Annotated in this window: 19 protein-coding genes; 1 reads left to right on the top strand and 18 read right to left on the bottom strand. The window is 62.9% G+C overall.

The window, feature by feature from the left end; translation table 11 throughout:
* Positions 1-22: 22 nt before the first annotated feature.
* The 15 genes from DOM36_RS03405 to DOM36_RS03335 all read right to left on the bottom strand — a co-directional run bounded on the left by DOM36_RS03405 (position 23) and on the right by DOM36_RS03335 (position 13,670).
* A complete protein-coding gene (locus DOM36_RS03405; RefSeq protein WP_075568866.1) occupies positions 23-841 on the bottom strand; it encodes a sulfurtransferase in 819 nt (272 codons plus the stop codon).
* A 46-nt stretch (positions 842-887) separates the two neighbouring features.
* Positions 888-3,167 carry an ATP-dependent helicase gene (locus DOM36_RS03400; protein WP_110641355.1) on the bottom strand — a complete coding sequence of 760 codons (2,280 nt, stop codon included), beginning with the start codon at positions 3,165-3,167 and terminating at the stop codon, positions 888-890.
* Entirely contained in the window at positions 3,164-3,697 is a 534-nt protein-coding gene (locus tag DOM36_RS03395; RefSeq protein ID WP_075568868.1) for a DUF1285 domain-containing protein, read from the bottom strand. The genes DOM36_RS03400 and DOM36_RS03395 overlap by 4 nt, the downstream gene beginning before the upstream one ends.
* Before the next feature lie 61 nt (positions 3,698-3,758).
* Entirely contained in the window at positions 3,759-4,565 is an 807-nt protein-coding gene (locus DOM36_RS03390) for a TatD family hydrolase (RefSeq protein WP_110641353.1), read from the bottom strand.
* Between the two features lie 146 nt (positions 4,566-4,711).
* Entirely contained in the window at positions 4,712-5,695 is a 984-nt protein-coding gene (locus DOM36_RS03385) for a DNA polymerase III subunit delta' (protein WP_075568870.1), read from the bottom strand.
* A complete protein-coding gene (gene tmk / locus DOM36_RS03380; protein WP_075568871.1) occupies positions 5,686-6,342 on the bottom strand; it encodes a dTMP kinase in 657 nt (218 codons plus the stop codon). Before tmk ends, DOM36_RS03385 begins: the two co-directional genes overlap by 10 nt.
* A 52-nt stretch (positions 6,343-6,394) precedes the next feature.
* Complete coding sequence (gene mltG / locus DOM36_RS03375; protein ID WP_075568872.1) at positions 6,395-7,405, bottom strand: endolytic transglycosylase MltG; 1,011 nt, start codon at positions 7,403-7,405, stop codon at positions 6,395-6,397.
* A gap of 50 nt (positions 7,406-7,455) precedes the next feature.
* Positions 7,456-8,262 carry an aminodeoxychorismate lyase gene (pabC, locus tag DOM36_RS03370; protein WP_075568873.1) on the bottom strand — a complete coding sequence of 269 codons (807 nt, stop codon included), beginning with the start codon at positions 8,260-8,262 and terminating at the stop codon, positions 7,456-7,458.
* 7 nt (positions 8,263-8,269) lie between these two features.
* Complete coding sequence (gene fabF / locus DOM36_RS03365) at positions 8,270-9,508, bottom strand: beta-ketoacyl-ACP synthase II (RefSeq protein WP_075568874.1); 1,239 nt, start codon at positions 9,506-9,508, stop codon at positions 8,270-8,272.
* A 293-nt stretch (positions 9,509-9,801) separates the two neighbouring features.
* Complete coding sequence (gene acpP / locus DOM36_RS03360; protein ID WP_071233058.1) at positions 9,802-10,035, bottom strand: acyl carrier protein; 234 nt, start codon at positions 10,033-10,035, stop codon at positions 9,802-9,804.
* A 96-nt stretch (positions 10,036-10,131) separates the two neighbouring features.
* Positions 10,132-10,875, bottom strand: coding sequence for a 3-oxoacyl-ACP reductase FabG (gene fabG, locus DOM36_RS03355; RefSeq protein ID WP_110641884.1), 744 nt, complete (start codon positions 10,873-10,875; stop codon positions 10,132-10,134).
* 12 nt (positions 10,876-10,887) lie between these two features.
* A complete protein-coding gene (fabD, locus tag DOM36_RS03350; protein WP_110641351.1) occupies positions 10,888-11,850 on the bottom strand; it encodes an ACP S-malonyltransferase in 963 nt (320 codons plus the stop codon).
* Between the two features lie 5 nt (positions 11,851-11,855).
* Entirely contained in the window at positions 11,856-12,974 is a 1,119-nt protein-coding gene (gene plsX / locus DOM36_RS03345) for a phosphate acyltransferase PlsX (protein ID WP_110641349.1), read from the bottom strand.
* A gap of 26 nt (positions 12,975-13,000) precedes the next feature.
* A complete protein-coding gene (gene rpmF / locus DOM36_RS03340) occupies positions 13,001-13,171 on the bottom strand; it encodes a 50S ribosomal protein L32 (RefSeq protein ID WP_075568877.1) in 171 nt (56 codons plus the stop codon).
* A gap of 31 nt (positions 13,172-13,202) precedes the next feature.
* Positions 13,203-13,670 (bottom strand): YceD family protein, encoded by a 468-nt coding sequence (locus tag DOM36_RS03335; RefSeq protein ID WP_348626371.1) that lies wholly within the window; start codon positions 13,668-13,670, stop codon positions 13,203-13,205.
* Between the two features lie 211 nt (positions 13,671-13,881).
* On the opposite strand from DOM36_RS03335, the gene DOM36_RS03330 reads away from it, so the two are divergent.
* Entirely contained in the window at positions 13,882-14,481 is a 600-nt protein-coding gene (locus tag DOM36_RS03330) for a Maf family protein (RefSeq protein WP_075568879.1), read from the top strand.
* On the opposite strand, the gene sppA is transcribed toward DOM36_RS03330, so the two are convergent.
* Genes sppA through DOM36_RS03315 form a run of 3 tightly spaced genes read right to left on the bottom strand, consistent with a single transcriptional unit; the run spans position 14,466 to position 17,208 of the window.
* Complete coding sequence (gene sppA, locus DOM36_RS03325; RefSeq protein WP_110641347.1) at positions 14,466-15,530, bottom strand: signal peptide peptidase SppA; 1,065 nt, start codon at positions 15,528-15,530, stop codon at positions 14,466-14,468. The two genes, DOM36_RS03330 and sppA, sit on opposite strands and share 16 nt — an antisense overlap.
* Before the next feature lie 36 nt (positions 15,531-15,566).
* The gene (locus DOM36_RS03320) at positions 15,567-16,271 is read right to left on the bottom strand and encodes an HAD-IA family hydrolase (RefSeq protein WP_075568907.1); all 705 of its coding nucleotides are present in this window, start codon (positions 16,269-16,271) and stop codon (positions 15,567-15,569) included.
* On the bottom strand, positions 16,261-17,208 hold the full coding sequence (locus DOM36_RS03315; RefSeq protein ID WP_075568881.1) for an RluA family pseudouridine synthase: 948 nt from the start codon (positions 17,206-17,208) through the stop codon (positions 16,261-16,263). The genes DOM36_RS03320 and DOM36_RS03315 overlap by 11 nt, the downstream gene beginning before the upstream one ends.
* Positions 17,209-17,768 lie beyond the last annotated feature (560 nt).

Genomic DNA, 17,768 nt, shown 5'->3' with positions numbered 1-17,768 from the left:
CCTTCAGGCCGGATCGGCGGTGCTAGGCATCGCCGGTCGCGATCGGTCTCGCCGAATCCCGAATCCACTCGCTCCAGGAGCCCGGGTAGAGGCGCGGCAGCGGCAGGCCTGCGACGGCATAGGCAAGGATGTTATGGCAGGCGGTAACGCCGGAGCCGCAGTACGCCGTCAGCCGATCGGCTTTGGGTAGCTCGTTGGCTAGCTGGCGAGGCGGCTTGAACTGCCCCGATGCCTCGAGATTTTCCGCGCAGGGACGACACACCGCTCCCGGAATGTGCCCCGCGATGGGGTCCAGCGGTTCTTCGAGTCCGCGAAAGCGCGACATGGCTCTGGCGTCCACCAGTTGCCCGCCTTTTTCCGCAAGCAGATCCGCCGACACCAGCGCCTCATCATCGAACGAGGGAACCCAACGGCTCGGCGCTCCGGGCGTGGCTGGCGTTGTCACCAGCTCCTCGCCCGCCATCTGCCATGCAGCAACGCCTCCGTCCAGCACGCGCACCTCGGGATGGCCCGCCCAACAGGCGATCATCCACCAGGCTCGCGCGGCGGCCAGCTGACCGCCGCTGTCATCGTAGACCACGATGGGTCGCCCCGGCGTCACACCCATGGACTGCAGTGTCACCGTGAATTCATCGCGGGAAGGCAGCGGATGCCGACCGCCCGCCCCCGGCTCGGCAGAAAGGTCTTCCTCGAGAGATAGAGGAACGCTTGCCGGGAGGTACAGACGGTCGCCGGGCTGCTCGCCGCCACGAAAAACGCGGCAGTCGAACACCAGCGGTGGCCGCTCGCCTGTCAGGCTCTGCTGAAGTTCTTCTGCCGTTACGAGAACGGATCGATTCATGGTCGGCTCCTGAAAGAGCATCGCTCGAAAGTCACAGTCTGGCTGATCAGGACAGTTTCGTCAGCGGCGCTCGTGCCGCGATCAATCGGCGGCGGCCGGCCGAATCAAAACGCACATCGATGACCGGGTTGGCGTCGTTACCCTCGACGACCAGAACTTCGCCATCACCGAAACTGGCATGCCGCACTCGATCCCCGACCTGCCAAGGCGCGCCGGAACTCGAACCGGCATCCGCGTCCGGCGCCGTGAAGGACCTCTCCGGTTGTCGGGCATGAAGCTTGACGTCCTGGCCAAGGTGCTCCAGGTCGCTGCACTCCCGACCAATACGTTCCAGATAGGTACCTATCATTTCCGGCTCACGGACCGCCACGGCGACCTCGCGATCGCCTCGGATCGCCAGATCGATTCGACGGCAGTCCTCCACTGCCGTCTCTTCGAGAAAGCGACTCGGCCGATGGTCGCCCCCGTCCTGAACCAGCAGTAGCTGCTCACGGGCTCGGGTGATGGCGACGTAATAGAGCCGGCGCTCCTCCTCCAGTCGCTCCGGGGAGAGCGGATTATCCCGGCTGAAATGGGGAAAATCCTCTTCGTTCAGGCCCCACACCGCCACCAGCGGCCACTCCAGCCCCTTGGCGCCGTGCACCGTGCTGATCAAGACCCCGTCGGGCCGATTCTCCACCGGATTGCGCAACAGCTCGATGAACGCATCGGGATCGCTTGCGAGCTCGCCGGCCTGCTCGATCAGCACGTCGAGCAGACGCACGTCGTCGTCGCCCTTCTCCCGCCGCGCCGCCGATCGACGCAGAACCTTCTCGGCATCGATGGCATCGACGACATGCTCGAGCAGCTTGGCAGGAGGCCACGCGGCCAGTTTGGGTAGTTCACACAGAAGTTGCCAGCGACGCTTGAGATGACGGCGCTGTCCGGGTTTGAGCCCGGCCAGCACCGTGGCCTCGCGCGCCGGCCATTGCTGCGTACGCGCGAGCTCCTCGACCAGCCGACGTACCCGCTCCAGGGCAACGAAGGTGGTCGGCTGCGAGAACAGCAGGGTCAGGTGGGCCGGATCCTGCAGCCGTTGCGGTTCACGGGCCAGCTGGAGATAGCCCGCCAATGCCTGAACCAGCGGTAGCCGGAACACGAAGCGTTCCTCCTGCGCCAGTCGAAACGGGACGCCGGCACGCAACAGCTGAAGCTGGACAGAGACCGACAACGACCAGCTGCGCACCAGTACGCAAGCTTCATCGGTTCGCCGGCCATCGGCGTGCCAGCGCTGCAACGCCTCCAGCAGGGCACTGGCGCCGACGCCGGTTCGAAGCTGCGTCAGCGGATTCCCGGGCGCCGCCAGGCAGAGCTGATCCCAACGCTGGCGATTGTTGCGAATGGCGTGATTGGCCGCCAATGCCAGGGCGTGGCCATGGCGAAACGTGAATGAAAGCGGATATTCGCTGGCCCGACCGAACAATCCGTCGAAGCGCGCCAGCATCGCATCGGGCCGAGCGCCGCGCCACTCGTAGATGCACTGGTTGGCATCGCCCACCGCCATGACCTGCGCCTGATGACCAGCGAGAACCCTGAGCAGTCGCAGTTGGGCTTCATTGATGTCCTGGTATTCATCGACGATGACGTGACCCAGGAACCCCTCGACCCGCCGTCGGGCATCCGCGTGGCTTTCGAGACATCGCAATGGGCGATACAGCAGATCGGCATAGGTCATCGACGCCGAGGCTTCGAGCAGCGACTCCGCGACATCGAACGCATCGATGAAATGGCGTTCGCCACCGGTATAGCCCAGTCGTTCGAACAATTCGGCGGGTGTCACGACCTCGGCTTTCACCAGATCGCAGAACTGCCCGAAAGCCTCGAGCCGATCGGCATCGAGCGCCGCTTCCCGGGTTTCACTATCGGCCGAGGCCAGACTCTGCATCACCGCCTGGCGCAACAGCCGCTCCCGCTGCCAGTCGGCTTGCAGCAATTGACGTGGCGGCAGATAGCCCCAGCGCGTCAGACTCTGACTCAGGCGATGCCCGATCGAGTGAAAGGTTCGCACCTCCGGCAGCACGACGTTCGACGGCGCCTCCCGCGTCAGTTTGGCGCGGAAGTCATCCCGGGCCGCGCGGTTGAACATCAGCACCAGAATACGGCGCGGATTTTCGCCGCTGGCGAGCAGATGAAGCACCCGCCGCACCAGCGTCGTGGTCTTGCCGGCACCGGCCACCGCCGCGACCCGCGCGTGACCTTCAAGATGGCCGACGACGGCACGCTGCTCGGCAGTCAAACCGTCGGCAGTGGCGACGTCGGGCAAAGTCGAAGGGGCCCTATCGGTCATGTCGAGCCATCGTCATGGCGGCCGAGTGAGTGCCACACACCGCCGCTCCACAATCCGACCTCGTCATCGTGCTGCTCGGCAAGCTCGACCCAGCGGTAGAACAGATTTCGATGCAAGCGCGCCCGCAAACCGTGACGAATGGGCAACGCCGGCAGCAGATCGCCATTCGGCGCGGCGAGCAGAAACAGTCGATGGCTGGCGTCCAACGGAACACTATCTCCGCAGGCGGTCGTCGCGTGCCAGTCGCCATTTATCCGGTCGGCATCGGTCACACGCAACGGCAGATCCTCGACCACGATGCGCAGTTTCTCCCCCGGCGTTACCAGATAGTAGTCACCGTCGGCTTCACGTCGAAGCACTCGACTCAACAGGTTGATCAGCGCCGGCCGCCGTATCGGCAAACCCTCGTGAATCCAATCGCCATTGGCCGCGATGACCAGATCCATATCGCCACAGAACGGCGGATCCCACTGCTCGAGCGGTGGCATCGCTTGTGCATCGAACTGACGAAACAGCGTGTCGAGTTTCATCGTGATCCCCTTGTGGCGATACCCTCGGATGAGCTGGAGCATCCCACGCCAGTGAACGGTATTACACGAACGGATTGTCAGCCTGACCACCGGGCGCGCAGCCGGGAAACAGCTGATAGAAGTTGGCGCGGGTCTGCATCGCCACTTCATCGACCGTGATGCCTCGTTCGCGCGCGATGCACTCGGCAACCTCGACGACCCACTGTGGCTCGTTGGACCGGCCACGGTAGGGAACCGGCGCGAGAAACGGGCTGTCGGTCTCGATCAACAGCCGATCCAGGGGTATCTGACGAGCGACAGCCCGCAATGCATCGGCGCTGGCGAACGTGACGATCCCCGACAACGAAATGTAGAAGCCAGACCGAACCGCCTCTCGCGCCATATCGATATCTTCGGTAAAGCAGTGGAGCACGCCACCCACCTTCGGATCGACGTGTTCGCGAATCAGCGCCAGGGTCTCTTCCCGAGCATCGCGGGTATGAATGACGACGGGGAGCTCGAGCTCGCGTGCCGCCTGCAGATGAGCGACAAAACGCTGTCGCTGGGTCTCGCGCGGCACGCTGTCGTAATGAAAATCGAGCCCGGTTTCGCCAATGGCGACCGCGCCGAAGCGATCGGCACACGCCTGTATCGCCTGGCTGTCGGGCTCTGCGGCCGTTTCGTGCAGCGGATGCAAGCCGATGCTGATATCGACATCGTCGTGACGTCGCGCGATCTCGGCCAGATTCGGCGCCCCATCCAGCGAGGTCGCGATTGCCAGGAAGCGATGAACGCCGCGATGCCGCGCCGCCTGCAGGGCCAGATCGAGATCGCCGCCATAGGGCGACAGGTCGAGACGATCAAGATGACAATGGGAGTCGACGAACATGAATATTTCCAGAATGATTGAGCCGTTCGGCGAAGCCGATCAGGCGTGTCACGTGACAACGCAGTCGCCATCGCCCGACAGGGACAGAACGGACTCAACGTGTGTAACGGACAGACGTCCCGTGGTCCCGCGCCGGTGTCGGCAGCTCAAGAACGCAACAGCGCCGACCAGCGAACCAGCCAGGCCTCGAGTACCAGCTGCGGGTTGGGATTGCCGCCGGCCGCCAGCAGGCGACGTTGCTCGCGGGCGTAGTCGAGCAATCGAAACCAGTCACGGACCCGCGCATTCTTGACCGCCTGGCGATAGAGCGGCAGCAGATCGCTGTTGCGCACTCGCTGGGGGTCGCCCGACAACCCGAGCCGAATGAGGTCCTCCAGCCAGGCGATGCCGTACCATAATATGCGATCGAGCGCCTGCGCATCGAGTCTTGCGGCTTCCCCCACGGGCTCGCCGCCGCGCACCAGCGCATCGAAGAGCTCCCGCAGATCCTGACGCAGATTTCGGGCATCGGCACCCGCCAGTTCTTCGGCCAGCAGCGGCAGGCCACCGGCAACACGCAGCCAGAAATGCGCGTCTTCCCCGTCACCCAGGCGTTCACGCAGCCAGGGTTCGGCCGCTTCCAAAGACGGCACCGCGAAGCTCCAGTGCTGACAGCGCGAGCGAATCGTCGCCAGCAGCCGCGAAGGTACGTCGGAGACCAGGATGAAAAGCGTCCGCTCGCCCGGCTCCTCGAGGCTCTTCAGCAACGCATTCGATGCCGCGACATTCATCGCCTCGGCCGGCTCGATACGGATCACCCGATAGCCGCCCTGCTGCGCCGTCTGGGAGACGAAGCCGTTGACCTGTCGAATCGCATCGACGCGGATCTGGCGCGACTTTTCCGTCGGCGCCACGCTGATCAGATCGGGATGATAGCCCGCCGCCAGCATGCGGCAGCCGTGACATTCGCCACAGGCGACCTCGCCGGGTACACGGCACAACGTTCTTGCGATCAGCGCATCAACGAGTGGCTGCTTGCCGACGCCGCGTGGGCCGGAAAGCAGCAAGGCATGCGGGAGACGGCCGCTATCCTGCAGCTCGATCAGCTGTCGCCAGCGATCGAGCTGCCACGGCAGCGGCGTCACAGCCATGCGGCCACCCTCTCGCTCAGGCACTGCTCGATGGCTTGTTGAACCGCTGCCAGTTCCGGCGAGGCATCGATGATGGCGAATCGGTCGTGCGAATCGGCTCGCGCCAAGTATGCCGCGCGCACGGCTTCGAAAAATGTTTCACGCTCGCGCTCGAAGCGGTCGAGCTGGGCACCGCGGCGCGCGACACGCTGTGCGGCGACACTGATCGGCACGTCGAGCAGCAGCGTGAGATCGGGCTGCAACCCGTTCTGAACCAGCGTTTCCAGCGTTCGAATACGCTCGAAGTCCAGCCCGCGACCGCCACCCTGATAAGCGAAGGTGGCATCGGTAAACCGGTCACAGACGACCCAGGCACCGCGGTCGAGCGCCGGCCGGATACGTTCGGCAAGATGCTGGGCACGAGCGGCAAACACCAGCAGCAGCTCGGCGTCGTCGCTCCACGCCTCTTCCCGTGATGGATCCAGCAGCAGCTCGCGGATCGCTTCGGCGCCCGGCGTACCACCGGGCTCCCGAGTACGCACGACCTCGATGCCCCGCGCCGTCAGCCAGTCACAGACGAAGCCGACGTTGGTCGTCTTGCCGACGCCTTCCCCACCTTCCAGCGTGATGAAGCGCCCGCTCTGCCGTTCGATATCGCCTGCGCTCATGCGGTGTCGTCTCGTCGGTATGGTCGATTTTCGTGGGAACAAGCCCGCGATCTCAATCTCGATTCAGGATGTAGCGACGAACCGCCGCGTTATGTTCCTGCAGCGTCCGCGAAAACTGATGCGAGCCATCACCCTTGGCCACGAAATAGAGCGTGTCGCCATCGGCAGGATGCACGGCCGCTTCGAGCGATCCCAGCCCCGGCATGGCAATCGGCGTCGGCGGCAAGCCTTCGATGACGTAGGTATTGTAGGCATTCTGGCGCTGCAGGTCGGCACGCGTGATGTTGCCGACATAGCTGTCGCCCATGCCGTAGATGACGGTCGGGTCCGTCTGCAGGCGCATGCCTTTCTCCAGCCGTCGCGTGAAGACGCCGGCAATCTGTTTTCGCTCTGTGGCAACGCCGGTTTCCCGCTCGATCAACGAGGCCAGAATCAGTGCCTGGTACGACGAGTCGATCGGCAGATCGTCGTCACGCTCGTCCCATACCGTTTTCAGCGTCTGCTGCATGCGGTCGTACGCCCGGCGCAGCAGTTCGGTATCGGTGACGCCCTTGTGGTAACGATAGGTGTCGGGGAAGAACTGGCCCTCGGGGTAGGTCCCGGCGTGACCGAGCGCCGCCATGACCTCCTCGTCACTCATCTCTCGAGTTCGGTGCTCGAGCTTCGGCGCCCGGTCCAGCAACCGGCGCATCTGCTTGAACGTCCAGCCTTCCGGCACCGTCAGCCGGTAGGTCACCACCTGATCGCTGGAGAGATGCGCGATCAGCTGACGACCATTCATCCCCGGGTCGATTTCGAACTCGCCGGCGCGGAGTCCCTGGGTCGCCTTGGGGGCGATGCGCGCCAGAATTCGGTAGGGCCAGGCCGCCTCGATGATGCCCTGACTTTCAAGATCGCGAATGACGCGATTGAAAGCGGCACCCTGCGGGACTTCGTAAACCGTCCGTTCCTCGAGCGCAATCGGGGCATCGAGCTGCTTCTGCCAGTAGTGAAATCCGCCGAACACCACAACCGTGGCGAGCAGCAACAGCACGATCAGAATTTTGAGGACACGCATGTTCATCCTTAGTTGCCGGGTATCCGCCTCGTGGCGCGCCCCAGCAAGATACTGGCTCAGTCACCAGGATTCAGCGGGTAACCCAGGCGTCGGTGGGCAATCCTCTGGATCGCGCAATCGACCGCTGGTGGCCACTGTTTGAGAGGGTTTCCACAGGCATCATCGAGCCGCCGAATGGGCCAGACGCCCTGGACGCTGTTGAGCAGCCAGGCCGCGTCCGCTTCCAGCAAGGTGTCCAGATCTTCTCGCACCCAGTGCAACTCGACGGCGTCATCCAGCGCACTCAACAGCGTGCCTCGGACGCCACTGCGATCCAGTAGCGGGGTCTCGAGCCGACCGCGCCGGAGCCAGATCAGGTTCATGGTCGTGGCTTCGACCAGGTCGCCGTGACTATCACACAGCAGTCCTTCGGCGATCGAATCGTCCTGCCACTCCTGCCGGGCCAGCACATTTTCCAGTCGAGCGAGATGCTTGATGCCGGCCAGACGGGGTTGAATGCCCAGGCGAAGTTCGCAGCAACGCACGGCGACACCCTCGAACCAGCGCTCGGGGGACGGCTGAAACGGCGAGGCGGTCCAGCGCCAGCGCAGCTCGCCTGGCTCGGGCGGACGGTATCCCCGTCCACCACTACCACGGGTCAGCATCAGCTTGAGAACCTGAAGGCCCGGTCCGCACTGCGCCGGCAGCGCGTCGAAAGCCGTGAAATCCGGTCGCGGCAGCGATAGCCGTTCGACCCCTTCGTCAAGACGCGCCATGTGATAATCCCACAGCAACGGCTGCCCATCCCGTACTAGCACGGTTTCGAACAGGCCGTCGCCGTAGGCAAGACCCCGGTCGTCGATCGGCAGCTTGGCATCACGCATCGTCGATTCAGACCCGTGAGAAGATCAGCGAACCGTTGGTGCCGCCGAACCCGAAGGAGTTCGATAGCGTCGTGCTGATCGGCATTTGCCGAGCGGTGTTGGGCACGTAGTCCAGCACGCAACCCTCATCGGGATTGTCGAGGTTGATCGTGGGCGGCGCGATCTGGTCCCGAATCGCCAGCACGCAGAAGATCGCCTCGACGGCGCCCGCGGCGCCCAGAAGATGACCGATCATCGACTTGGTCGAACTGACCGCGACCCGATCGGCAGCACTCCCCATGACCCGCTCCACCGCCCGACTTTCCGCCACATCACCCGCTGACGTCGAGGTTCCGTGGGCGTTGATGTACTGGATATCGGATGGATCGATTCCGGCATCACGAATGGCATTGGTCATCGAGGCCGCCGCGCCATTGCCATCTTCGGGAGGCGAGGTCATGTGGAAGGCGTCGTCGCTCATGCCGAAGCCGGTCAGCTCGGCGAAGATGGTCGCACCACGGCGCTTGGCGTGCTCGTACTCCTCCAGCACCATGACACCGGCCCCATCCGACAGCACGAACCCGTCGCGATCGCGATCCCAGGGCCGACTGGCTGCCTGCGGGTCGTCATTACGCGTGGAAAGTGCCCGGGCCGCCGAGAAACCACCCAGCCCGAGGGGCGTGGTCGCCATCTCGGCACCCCCGCAGAACATCACGTCAGCATCGCCGTAGGCGATCGTTCGCGCGCTGTAGCCGATGTTGTGCGTACCCGTCGTGCAAGCTGTGGTAATCGCGATATTCGGCCCTTTGAAGCCATGCTGTATGGCCAGACTGCCGGAGATCATGTTGATGATCGAACCGGGCACGAAGAACGGCGAAATTCGGCGAGGCCCACCCTTGTTGAGCGAATCGTGATTGCGCTCGATCATCGGTAGTCCGCCGATTCCCGAACCGATCGCCACGCCGATCCGATGCGCGTTTTCCTCGGTACACTCGATACCGGAATTGCGCATCGCCTGGGTCGCCGCGGCGACACCGTACTGGATGAACAGATCCATTTTGCGAGCATCCTTGGGATTGAGATACTCGCCGATATCGAAGTCCTTGACCGCACCGCCGAACCGGGTATTGAACCCGGTCGTATCGAAATGCTCGATCGGCGAGATGCCACTCTTTCCTGCGAGAAGGCTCTCCCAGCTCTCCTCGACCGTGTTACCGACTGGCGTTACCAACCCCAGCCCGGTCACCACCACTCTTCTGCGCGGCATCGAATCTCCTCCGAACTTCCTGATGGCCACTGGAGGCGCGCCCGTGAAGGTCGGCCTTGGCCATTGCATCACGAGATCGCGGCTCCATCTGGGCCCGACTGGCGCGAATTATACCTGAACAACCCCCGAGATGGGCGTCGCAAGCCAGGACTTTGACTTTCGCGACCTACCTCCAGCGGGAGCTCGAAAACCCTTCGCTGAAATGCAGAAAGCCGCTCTCCATGAGAGCGGCTTTCCGGACATCGGCGCTTTCAGCCAGCTTGAACTCTCCGCATCAGCGGAGAGCGTAAGGCTTACTGGTGAGCGACGATGTAGTCGATCGCTTCCTGAACGGTAGTGATCTTTTCTGCTTCTTCGTCGGGAATTTCGGTGTCGAATTCCTCTTCGAGCGCCATCACCAGTTCGACGGTATCCAGCGAATCCGCGCCGAGGTCTTCGGTGAAGGATGAGGAGTTCTGAATATCCTCTTCCTTGACGTTCAGGCGTTCGGCAACAACCTTCTTCACGCGCTCTTCGATGGTGCTCATTATGTCGTTACTCCTAGTGGTACGAATCCGCCAGCTAAAAAGCTGCGGGTAGTTTATAGACCGCCCCCGAACGACGCAACCCGCGTCGCGGGAGGATTACCGCATGTTCATGCCGCCGTTAACCTGCAGCGTTTCGCCAGTAATATACCCGGCAGCATCGCTGGTGAGAAACCCGATGGCGGCGGCGATTTCCGCGGGCTGCCCGAGACGCGCCAAGGGAATCTGCGCCAGTAGCGCGTCGCGCTGCGCTTCCGGCAAGGATTGCGTCATATCGGTATCGATAAACCCAGGCGCCACGGCATTGACCGTGATCGCCCTCGAGGCCACTTCTCTCGCCAGTGCTCGCGTGAAGCCCTCCATGCCGGCCTTGGCGGCAGCATAGTTGGCCTGGCCCAGATTGCCCATCATCGCGACGACGGAACTGACGTTGACGATGCGACCGAAGCGTGCCCGCGTCATGCCCCTGAGGCTGGCCTTGGAAACACGGTAGACCGACTTCAGGTTGGTATCGAGCACATCATCCCACTCGCTTTCCTTCATCCGCATCAGCAGATTGTCACGAGTGATGCCGGCATTGTTGACCAGAATGGTGGGCGCCTCGAAGGTTTCGGTGATGCGCTTGAACACCGCCTCGATACTGGCCTGATCCGTGACATTCAGGGCGAGTCCCAGCCCCTCGATACCCTGAGCCTTGAGATCGTCATCGATCCTGCCTGCGCCCTCTTCACTGGTTGCCGTGGCAATGACGATGCGCCCCTGACGCCCCAGCTCGTGCGCGACCGCGCGACCGATTCCCCGGCTCGCGCCCGTGACCAGTGCGACTCTACGTTCGGTCATGATGTCATCCATCCTCTAAGGCTCTTGTACATCCAGCGCATCACGCGCCAGTTCGAGCGCCGACGCCAGTGTATCGGGGTCATTGACGGCGAGACCCTTGGCCTGGCGCTGGATACGTTTGTTCAATCCCGTCAGGACCTTGCCCGGGCCGCACTCGATGAAAACGGTAGCGCCATCTTCGAACATGGCATTGACACAATCAGTCCATCGCACCGGACGGTAGAGCTGTTCGACCAGACGCTGCTGGAGCAGCTCGGTCGTCGCCGGCACCTGCCCGTTGACGTTCTGATAGACAGCGTAGCGTGGCAGCCTGAATTCGATCTCAGTCATCGCCTGCTCGACCTTCTCGGCCGCCGGCTGCATCAAGGCACAGTGCGACGGTACCGACACCGGTAGCGGCAGCGCGCGCTTGGCGCCCGCCTCCTGACACAGGGCAATCGCCCGATTGACAGCACCCTGATGACCGGCGATGACGACCTGGCCGGGTGAATTGTAGTTCACCGCGGAAACCACTTCCGACTGCGCCGCGTCCCGGCAGGCCACTTCCACCGCCGCGTCGTCCAGGCCCAGAACCGCCGCCATTGCACCCACACCGGCCGGCACCGCCTGCTGCATCGCTTCGCCACGCAAGCGAACCAGCCTCACGCCCTCGGCGAAGCCCAGCGCACCGGAACAGACCATGGCGCTGTACTCACCCAGACTGTGACCCGCCATCATGCTGGGACGAGGCCCCTCGAGCTCCTGCCAGACGCGCCAGATCGCCACACTGGCAGTCAGCAGCGCGGGTTGCGTACAAGCGGTTGCATTAAGCTTCTCTTCGGGACCGTCCTGAACGACATGCCAGAGATCGTAGCCCAGCGCTTCCGATGCTTCATCGAATGTCGTGCGCACGACGCTGTAACGTTCGGCAAGTTCTCGCAGCATTCCGATCTGCTGAGAGCCTTGCCCCGGAAAGACCAAAGCCAGTGATTGCGTCATCGCGCTCACCCTTGAAATGATGGATCGTCGGATCTCGTCGTATCGCGAGACCCGCTATCCACTCGGCCGCCGGTAACGGTCGACGAGATAACAGGCGTCGCTGCGTCATGAGACCACGCGGCGCGGAAATGATCCGGCAGCCCGACCTCGACTTCTCGTATTGCTCGATCAATGGCGAAGGCAAAAGCCTGGGCACTGGCATTACCGTGACTTTTCACCACGATGCGATTCAGCCCCAGCAGACTGGCGCCATTATGTCGCACCGGATCCAGCTGCGCCTTGAGCCTCATCAACGCCGGCTTCGCCAAGGCCGTGACCAGGCGCGTCGACCAGTGGGACTCGAAAGTCTCCTGGAGGCGCTTGAGCAGCATCTGGGCCACCCCTTCGCTGGCCTTGAGCACGGCATTCCCGACGAAGCCGTCGCAAACCACGACATCGGCGAGACCGGAAAAGATGCCATCGCCCTCCAGATACCCGATGTACTCGAAATCGCTGCCACCGCGCGATTTCAGCAGCGCGTCGGCTTCACGCACACGAGCCACGCCCTTGCTCGCCTCGACGCCGACATTCAGCAACGCCACCCTGGGCACCGCGACGCCGTCGACGACGCGCGCCATCAGGGCTCCCATATGGGCGAAATCGACGAGATGGCGAGCATGCACATCGACGCTGGCACCCAGATCGAGCAGATAGCAGCGCCCTCCCTTTCGCGTCGGCACAGCCGTGCTGATGGCAGGTCGCGAGATACCGGGAACCGTACCCAGCTCGCGCCGAGCCAGCGCGACCAGCGCACCGGTATTGCCGGAGGTAATACCCGCCTCTACCTGACGCTCACGCACGGCTTGGAGCATGCCGTACAGACTGGTTGCAGCGGGGTCATCGAAGGCTTCCATCGGCGGCGTGGATTGCAGCACGACCCGCGGTGCGTCCACCAATCTGATGCGCCTGGCGACGGAGGAATCTCCCGAGGCCTTGGCCAGCTCCGACACCAGAGCACGAAGCTCCGCCTGCGGACCGAACACTGAAGGCTCGAGATCAGAATGGCGGGCCAACGCCAGGAACAGACCACCCATAGTGGCGCGGGGACCGAAGTCCCCGCCCATGGCATCGATGGCGATGCGCATTGCCTTACGAAACGCCTGAGGTCTCGTTAAACGTCGATGACCTTGCGACCACGATAGTAGCCGTCCGGCGCAACGTGGTGACGCAGATGCGTGGTACCGGTTTCCTGATCCTGCGACAGGGCCGGAGAGGTCAGGGCATCGTGTGCACGACGCATGCCACGCTTGGAACGGGTTTTACGGTTTTGTTGAACGGCCATGATATGACTCCAACGTCAATGTCTTTCGGGTTCAGAATTTTCCCTTCAACGACTTCAAGACGTCGAAGGGACTGTCAGGGCGGGAGACCTTTTCGACCGGGGCATCACCGCTGCTCATTTGCTCACGAGAAATCGCACAGTCCGCTTCCTCGTGATAGACCACCTGAGGCAAGCTGAGAATCAACTCATCCTCGATCGCCCCCAGCAGGTCAAGCTGTTCACCATTGACCAGCACCGGCTCGTAATCGCCGGGAACCTCCGCCGCCAACGCATCGTCACTGACGATGGCCAGTTTGAAGTGACTTGCAACGGATACCGGCATCGGCTGCAGGCACCGCCGGCACGGCACCATCAGGTCCGCTTCCAGCTCCCCATCGATCAGATGACGTCGCTGCGTGTCGACGTCGAATTGCAACTTGACGACGGCGTTACCCTGCTGCTGTCCGATCTCGTCTTTCAGGCGTACCAGCGCCTCGAGGTCAACGAGCCCCTCGATCATTTCTTGGTTAGCCGCTGCCCGGTAGGGCTCAACGGTCGGAGGAAGTCGTCTGGTCAACATAGGCGCGACATCATAGGGATTCACCGTGTTCCTGTCAAAGCGCATGATTCACGCTATTCTGTTGCCGAACAAGCGCCGACTTCGGGCCCTGGACCAGGACTGGAGCCAGAGCCCGCGGCGCAAACGTTTTCAAACTCCATCGAGGAAACTCATGTCTCGCCTGGTACTCGCCTCCAGCTCCCGCTATCGCCGGCAACTGCTGGATCGACTCGAAATTTCCTACCAATGGGCGGCGCCGGATATCGATGAAAGCCCTCGTCCCGGAGAAGACGCCATCACTCTCGCCCACCGGCTGGCACTATCCAAGGCCCAGGCGATTTCCGCAGACTATCCCGACCATTTGATCATCGGCTCCGATCAACTGGCGCTATTCGACGGAGACGTGCTGGGAAAGCCCGGCGACTTCGACACGGCCTGCGCCAACCTGCGGCGGTTCTCGGGCCGCCGGGTCAGCTTCATGACCGGCCTCGCCCTGATCGATACCGGGGCGGCGTGCCACCGGGTCGTCCACGACATCTATCACGTCCAGTTCCGTGACTTGAGCGACGAAGAGATAGAAAGCTACGTCTCCCGCGATCAGCCTTACGACAGCGCCGGAAGCTTCCGCATGGAAGGGCTGGGCATTGCGCTGTTCGAGAACTTCGAAGGCGATGATCCCAACACCCTGATCGGCCTGCCCCTCATCAAGCTCTGCGAGCTACTGAGAGAGGCAGGAGTGAACCCGCTGACCGGTCGTCAGGGTAGCTGGTAACGCACCGGCGACGCCGTGTCACTCAGGCCCAGCCAATGGGCGGCAGCGCTGGTCAGCCTGTTGGAGACCAGCGTCCACGGATCGAGCGACGGAGTGTAGTCCTTCAGACTCACCTCGCCGAGGCGCGCCCGCGACAGCTGTTCGAGATTGCCGATCTCGTCGACCAGTCCCAGCGACCTGGCCTGCTCACCGGTCCAGATCAGGCCGGAAAACAGTGTCGGGTCATCGCTCAATCGATCGCCACGCCCGGCCTTGACGGCATCGATGAACTGTCGATGGGTGGTATTCAGCACCGATTGCCAGAAGTCGCGCTGCGTCGGCGTTATCTCGGAAAACGGATCCATGAATGCCTTGTTTTCGCCTGCCGTGAACACCCGGCGTTCGACACCGACCTTGTCGATGGCGTCCTGCAGACCGAACCCGGCGCTGATGACCCCGATGGAGCCGACCAGACTGGCCGGCGAGGCATAGATACGATCTGCTGCCGAGGCCATGTAGTAGGCCCCGCTGGCACCAATGTCCTCGATCACTGCCAGGATCGGCTTGTCGCCCTGCTCTTGCAGATAACGGATCTCGTCGTAGACACGCTGCGACTGTACCGGGCTACCGCCGGGGCTATTGACATGCAGTACGACGGCTTCGGCATCCGGATCTTTCCAGGCCCGCTGCAAGCCCTCGATGATGCGCTCCGCGCTGGCTTGGCCATCGGCATCGATCGGCCCGCTGACATCGACGACACCGAGATGGCGACGATCAGCGGACAACCCGTCATCCTGAGCCAGGAACATCGCATAGGCGCTCAGACACAGACTGGCAATGACGATCGACGCGAACAGCAGGCGAAAGAATATCTTCCAGCGTCTCGCCCGGCGCTGTTCGTTCAGCACGCCACCGATCCAGCGATCCATCATTCGCACTTCCGCCAGGCGGACGGTATCGGCATCCCCCGTTTCGCCATCGCGGGGAGTCGCCGCGGCGTTACGTCGTGCGCGCTCCTCTCTGCTCAACTCCGGGCCTTGCGTCCAGTCATCACGCCGATCGTCGCTCATCACCGCCTCCTCGCTGAAATCCCGCACTCGGGGTCATCACACCAACAACCAGTCGACGACCGACGAAAAATCCTCGGCGACGAGTTGCGGCTCACTGCGCAACAGGCGCTCACGCTCGTGCACCCCGTAAGTCACCGCGACCCGATCCATACCGATCGACCGGGCCATTTCCAGATCATATTCGGTATCACCGATCATGACGGCCTGCGTCGTGGACACGCCACACTCGGCCAACAACTCTTCCAGCATCTGAGGATGCGGCTTCGAGCGAGTGAGATCGGCGGTGCGGCTGGCGACGAACCAGCTGCCACAGGCTTCGTGACCGAACACACGATCCAGTCCACGGCGACTCTTTCCGGTCGCGACCGCCAGCCGACATCGGGCGTCATCGCGCAGGCGTCCTATCCCATCGACCACGCCGGGGAAAAACGGCGTCGGTATACGATCGGCGATCCGAAACTGGTGACCGTACGCCTCGCGCAACCGATCCCGATCCTGAAGCGCGATCCCGGGGAAGAGCATGGCGACGGCCTCGGGCAGCCCCAGGCCGATGATATTGCGCACGGCAGCTGCACTCGGCACCGGCCATTGCAACTCACGCGCCGCTGCCTGCATACAGGCCACGATGCGCGCCGCGGAATCCATCAAGGTGCCATCCCAGTCGAAGATGACCAGCGCATAACGACAGCGCCCAGCGGTCGGATCCGACAGCCCTTCGCCCGCGCTCGTCTCAACTGCCACGGCGAGCACGCTCCAGCACTTTTTCCAGTCCCGGCTCCAGTGGCGCTCTCGCCTGCACCAGACGCCCGGTCTTGGGGTCAGGAAAGGTCAGCGTCAGGGCGTGAAGGAACAGTCGATCCAGACGCAAGGATCGCGCAAGGTAGGCGCCCTCAGCGCTGCCGTACTTGTCGTCCCCGAGCAACGCGTGGCCCGCATGAGCGGCGTGGACGCGAATCTGATGGGTGCGTCCGGTGACCGGCTCCGCTTCGACCAACGTGACTTTCGGGAACGTTTCGCGCACCGCGAAACGTGTCCGCGATACCTTGCCGCCTGCGTCCACGCGCACCCGCCTCTCGCCGTTGCCGGCATCGTAGCGTTCCAGCCGCGCGCTGACGTAGTCGCGCCGCGCCGGCCACCGACCCTGCACGAGGGCCAGATACCCTTTCTCCATGCGACGCTCACGCAAGGCGGTATTGAGAGAGAGCAAGGATTCGCGGTTCTTGGCCAGCAGCAGGCAGCCCGAGGTATCACGGTCGAGCCGATGAACGAGCTCGAGAAAATCGAGATCGTCCCGCACCTGACGCAGCGCCTCGATCAAACCGATCTTGACGCCGCTGCCGCCATGTACCGCCAGACCGGAAGGCTTGTTGATCACCAGCCAGTCGGGGCCCTCGATCACGACGCTGCCGGCCAGCAGATTGCGCAGACTTTCACTGGCTTCCTTGACGGCGCTCTCCGGCGCCAGCCTCAGCGGTGGCACGCGAACCAGATCACCGGTTTGAACGCGATAATCCACCTTGACGCGCTTCTTGTTGACGCGCACCTCGCCCTTGCGAACGATGCGGTAGATCAACGTCTTCGGCGCCCCCTTGAGACGCGTCCGCAAGAAATTGTCGATCCGCTGCCCATGCTGCGACTCGCTGACCTCGATAAATTGAACTTCCTGGCCTTCGGCCATGCTTGACTCCCTCGACAGCACCACGACGACACCCGCGCATCGCCGGGCGCCATTCTAACGCACCGCGCCCCCAGCGCGAGCTCAATTGCCGCTACCTCGGCATTACTGTTATATTGCGGGCTCACTGGATGGGTTTATCACCCATTAAAGCGTCAGCCCCTGAATATGCTGACCGCAGTGAAAAAATGTCTCGATCCTCCAGAGAGTTAATGAAGCCAACCGCTCACGGCTGCTGGAGTGATCAAAACACGTTTGGAACGCCAGGCCCCGACCCGACAGCGCAGCTGACGACCTCAGCCTGCCATGCTCGCGGGAAATCCACAGGTACCAGTGGAAGGCGTCGCCGAACCGGACAATGCCAAGTGATATAGACGGCAGTCTGCGGGACCGGATGCGTCATCGAAAACGCGCACCGTGACATGTCCTGCCACCGTTTCGTACTCAACCCATGTTCGTGCAGCACCCATAAAAGCAGGCAACGAAAGCATAGATGTAATGGTAATGAGCAAGCACGTTACCGGGCTCGACGAACGTCGCTCCGAACTCGTTTCGAGGGTCAT

Source organism: Salinicola sp. CPA57 (assembly GCF_003206035.1).
Lineage (GTDB): Bacteria > Pseudomonadota > Gammaproteobacteria > Pseudomonadales > Halomonadaceae > Salinicola > Salinicola socius.
The sequence above is the reverse complement of the archived record's forward strand: the minus strand, read 5'-3'. Positions and strand labels throughout refer to the sequence as shown.

What these genes read in the sequence shown, in the direction of transcription:
- DOM36_RS03405 (WP_075568866.1), bottom strand. Translation starts at nt 841, where the DNA reads ATGAATCGATCCGTTCTCGTAACGGCAGAAGAACTTCAGCAGAGCCTG.
- DOM36_RS03400 (WP_110641355.1), bottom strand. Translation starts at nt 3,167, where the DNA reads ATGACCGATAGGGCCCCTTCGACTTTGCCCGACGTCGCCACTGCCGAC.
- DOM36_RS03395 (WP_075568868.1), bottom strand. Translation starts at nt 3,697, where the DNA reads ATGAAACTCGACACGCTGTTTCGTCAGTTCGATGCACAAGCGATGCCA.
- DOM36_RS03390 (WP_110641353.1), bottom strand. Translation starts at nt 4,565, where the DNA reads ATGTTCGTCGACTCCCATTGTCATCTTGATCGTCTCGACCTGTCGCCC.
- DOM36_RS03385 (WP_075568870.1), bottom strand. Translation starts at nt 5,695, where the DNA reads ATGGCTGTGACGCCGCTGCCGTGGCAGCTCGATCGCTGGCGACAGCTG.
- tmk (WP_075568871.1), bottom strand. Translation starts at nt 6,342, where the DNA reads ATGAGCGCAGGCGATATCGAACGGCAGAGCGGGCGCTTCATCACGCTG.
- mltG (WP_075568872.1), bottom strand. Translation starts at nt 7,405, where the DNA reads ATGAACATGCGTGTCCTCAAAATTCTGATCGTGCTGTTGCTGCTCGCC.
- pabC (WP_075568873.1), bottom strand. Translation starts at nt 8,262, where the DNA reads ATGCGTGATGCCAAGCTGCCGATCGACGACCGGGGTCTTGCCTACGGC.
- fabF (WP_075568874.1), bottom strand. Translation starts at nt 9,508, where the DNA reads ATGCCGCGCAGAAGAGTGGTGGTGACCGGGCTGGGGTTGGTAACGCCA.
- acpP (WP_071233058.1), bottom strand. Translation starts at nt 10,035, where the DNA reads ATGAGCACCATCGAAGAGCGCGTGAAGAAGGTTGTTGCCGAACGCCTG.
- fabD (WP_110641351.1), bottom strand. Translation starts at nt 11,850, where the DNA reads ATGACGCAATCACTGGCTTTGGTCTTTCCGGGGCAAGGCTCTCAGCAG.
- plsX (WP_110641349.1), bottom strand. Translation starts at nt 12,974, where the DNA reads ATGCGCATCGCCATCGATGCCATGGGCGGGGACTTCGGTCCCCGCGCC.
- rpmF (WP_075568877.1), bottom strand. Translation starts at nt 13,171, where the DNA reads ATGGCCGTTCAACAAAACCGTAAAACCCGTTCCAAGCGTGGCATGCGT.
- DOM36_RS03335 (WP_348626371.1), bottom strand. Translation starts at nt 13,670, where the DNA reads ATGATCGAGGGGCTCGTTGACCTCGAGGCGCTGGTACGCCTGAAAGAC.
- DOM36_RS03330 (WP_075568879.1), top strand. Translation starts at nt 13,882, where the DNA reads ATGTCTCGCCTGGTACTCGCCTCCAGCTCCCGCTATCGCCGGCAACTG.
- sppA (WP_110641347.1), bottom strand. Translation starts at nt 15,530, where the DNA reads ATGAGCGACGATCGGCGTGATGACTGGACGCAAGGCCCGGAGTTGAGC.
- DOM36_RS03315 (WP_075568881.1), bottom strand. Translation starts at nt 17,208, where the DNA reads ATGGCCGAAGGCCAGGAAGTTCAATTTATCGAGGTCAGCGAGTCGCAG.